Source organism: uncultured Rummeliibacillus sp. (assembly GCF_934216135.1).
Lineage (GTDB): Bacteria > Bacillota > Bacilli > Bacillales_A > Planococcaceae > Rummeliibacillus.
In genome coordinates this window covers 1-2,960 of sequence record NZ_CAKQBI010000077.1, presented here as the reverse complement: position 1 = coordinate 2,960, position 2,960 = coordinate 1, and the positions used below count along the sequence as shown (strand labels likewise).

The 2,960-nt window shown below is 36.2% G+C and carries 4 protein-coding genes; all 4 read right to left on the bottom strand.

Going from position 1 to position 2,960, the window contains the following annotated elements:
* Positions 1-162: 162 nt before the first annotated feature.
* A complete protein-coding gene (locus tag Q0977_RS18075) occupies positions 163-1,164 on the bottom strand; it encodes an Abi family protein (RefSeq protein WP_270319123.1) in 1,002 nt (333 codons plus the stop codon).
* A gap of 132 nt (positions 1,165-1,296) precedes the next feature.
* On the bottom strand, positions 1,297-1,680 hold the full coding sequence (locus Q0977_RS18070; protein ID WP_270319121.1) for a FlgT C-terminal domain-containing protein: 384 nt from the start codon (positions 1,678-1,680) through the stop codon (positions 1,297-1,299).
* Between the two features lie 146 nt (positions 1,681-1,826).
* The gene (locus Q0977_RS18065; RefSeq protein ID WP_299516516.1) at positions 1,827-2,039 is read right to left on the bottom strand and encodes a hypothetical protein; all 213 of its coding nucleotides are present in this window, start codon (positions 2,037-2,039) and stop codon (positions 1,827-1,829) included.
* Between the two features lie 225 nt (positions 2,040-2,264).
* On the bottom strand, positions 2,265-2,783 hold the full coding sequence (locus Q0977_RS18060; protein ID WP_271297888.1) for an Ltp family lipoprotein: 519 nt from the start codon (positions 2,781-2,783) through the stop codon (positions 2,265-2,267).
* Positions 2,784-2,960 lie beyond the last annotated feature (177 nt).

Below are 2,960 nucleotides of genomic sequence, written 5' to 3'. Positions count from 1 at the left end.
TACTGCCATTAGTTTAAACCTAACCTTTACATAAAAAATTTAGGCAGTTTAAAGACATACCCGGGTCTGGTACAATTAAATACGGAAACAGGGCAGTAATGTTTTGTTTTGCTCGATACGTACACTTCTAGCTTGCCGGCGGGGGTGTGCGTTTTTTTATAATCAGTTGTCTAACTGTATCTTCAAAATTTCTTGGTTAATAGTATCTAACCTTTCTAGGATCCTATCAGGTATCCCCAGTAATCTTCGCGATTGGGACGAGCTTAAATCTAGTTCATTATTAAATAGGCTCAATGTTGATTTCAAATCTACGTATAAAATATTACGATAGACACTAGGGGCTAACATAAACAAGAGAAGGATAGAACCAAAAAAATCATTCTTTCCTATACACTGCATGTTAAATTCTTGATTCGAAATAACTTTTTCAGAAAATGCGTACTCTAAATGAAAATAGTGTACGGACTTTTTTACGATAATTTTATTTAAAACATCTCCATGCGCCAGTCCGTTACGAAAATCGTTTAATATATCTAGCGATATTTTGAAAAATTCTAAGAATTGGTCCGTAGGCATATTGAAATAGTTAAATTCAGCAATTACTTGTTCTTTTAGTGTGGTAGGCAGAAGAAGATACCATTTTTTAACTTCGCCAAAAGTTAACTCGTTAACCAGTATCCAAGGGGGGACATTACCATTTTTACGATATTTTTTAGTTGAATGATTAACATGATGTCGGCTTTGACTAATAGAACGAAAGTGCTTTATTTCTTTCTCACGGCTAATACGCGTATCATTCCTATACTTGCCTATATTTAGATAATCATTTTCTGAGAAACCAAAATGTTGGGAAACGGTATCTTGTACAATGTTTTTAAATTTTGTTTCGAAGGCTAGCAATATTCCTAGTGTATTAGAAGATAAAATTGATTCATAAGTATGGAATTTTGCTAATAATTCCAAAGATATACCCTCTCTGAATTGTTCGGGGTGATCCGTTTCCTCAAGTGCTCTTTGATAGCCATTAACTAAAGTGTAGTACGGGTGGTCTTTTAAAATATTGGTTGCCGTAGCCAAATCAGCAAGATGCTTTATATTGTGTTTGTTATCTGCGATAGTTACTAACTCTTCAAAAGAGTGATACTCATAATTTAATTTATTCATTTTTTATTCCCGCATTATAAAGAAAAAAGGACTCATCTTTTCAGACAAGTCCTTCTTCTAGTCGCTACCTACATCGGTAATTGCAACCAAATCTTGTATACATAATATAATATATACTTTCACTTGTCAAACTTAGAGTTTTTGAGCTATATCTCCAATTTTTATTTCATAATTCGATGACGAAGTATTTTCTGAATCTATGTCGGATTCATCTATAGACAACTCTTCAATAATAACTCTGGGTTTTGTCATCATAGATGTTGCATCAAAAATAGGTGCAGATCGTCTCTCAATCTTCTTAAGTTCAGAAAATTTCTCATAGACTTGAGTAACTTCTAGCTTTGCCTTTACTCGATCGTAAGTACCAAGTGGCTCGTGCGAATCAGGGTCAATAATCTCTTTTCCTTTAGAAATAATTCTAAATTCATCGCCAATGTTTATGCCTTGGTCAACACCGCCTTTAATTAACAACGTTTTTTTGTCAGGTATATTGATAATATTTGTTTCAAATGCCATGTTTATCACCTCTCGTTCGGGTATTTAATTACTGATAAATGTTAATAGCTTTTAACGTGATTCCTATCTGCACGTATGTATGCCACCCACCTTAACGGGTGGCTTTTTATGTATCCCGCTGGGCGGGTAGGTACGCATACTCACAATTAGATAATCGCAGTGATAAAAGCTGCGAATCCAAATAAAATACCGGGCACATTTGCAATTACGATTGGCATGTCACGGGTATGACCGTCCGTCCCAAACAATCCGTGAATAGTCCACAAGATACAATTTAACATAGCTACAAAGGGCTGTATTGGATCACCTGCGTGACCAGATAGATTATCCACGATTTGTGGGATATATGAAACGTACATCAGTACAGACATCACACTAGCGATGCGAGCAATAAGAAGTAGTGATTTTTTATCTTCCATGTTATATTTTCTCCTTAATTTTCTCTTCTAAGTAGTTGTGTCGTTGTACTGTGCTATAAAAAAAGGTAACCCTTAAGAGTTACCGTACAGGGTTGGCGTAGGTGCGCCCTAGTCGCTTTCGATAACTTAATGCTACAAATATGGCGTCTTTTATGTAAAGTAAAATTATTTAGGTAGATTATCCACCGCGTATTGAGCCTCTTCGGGTGTAAATTTATCGCCAGCCTGCGAGATTAGTTGATCATAGATGGCATCTGTGGACATCGCCATCGTCTTTTGATATGTCTTAGCAGACTCCAGAGCATTGTTATTATAATCTGCCTTTAGATTATCCACGGCATACTGCGCATCTTCTGGAGAGAATTTATCTCCAGCTTGTGCGGTTAGTTGGTCATAGATAGCAGTTTTTGACATGTGCATAATTCTTGAGTAAGTTTCTGCACTACGCAAAGCATTTTTTTGATTTTGTGTCGTTGTATCTTGCTGGCTGCTTGATGAAACACTAGATGATGAAGAGCTATATACAGAAGAGCTATATACAGAAGAGCTATCAGAACTCTTAGCAGCAGTCTTACTACTTGTATTGGTATTTGAACTACCGCCAGCACCTGCAATAGCAATCAACACAACAACTAGTACCCAAAACCATACCTTTTTATAGAAGGGTTTCTTTGTATTTTCCATGAAATATACTCCTTAAGCTTTTAACGTGATTCCTATCTGCACGTATGTATGCCACCTTAAAGGGTGGCTTTTTTATCTATAGCCGCTAACCGGGCTGGGCGGATAGATTAGTTAAGTGATGATGAATTCTTCATACTTAGCAAGTATGATCCGTCCTGTTGTTGAATGAATGACAAA

Coding starts and splice junctions, on each gene's coding strand:
- Q0977_RS18075 (WP_270319123.1), bottom strand. CDS start 1,164: ATGAATAAATTAAATTATGAGTATCACTCTTTTGAAGAGTTAGTAACT.
- Q0977_RS18070 (WP_270319121.1), bottom strand. CDS start 1,680: ATGGCATTTGAAACAAATATTATCAATATACCTGACAAAAAAACGTTG.
- Q0977_RS18065 (WP_299516516.1), bottom strand. CDS start 2,039: ATGTACGTTTCATATATCCCACAAATCGTGGATAATCTATCTGGTCAC.
- Q0977_RS18060 (WP_271297888.1), bottom strand. CDS start 2,783: ATGGAAAATACAAAGAAACCCTTCTATAAAAAGGTATGGTTTTGGGTA.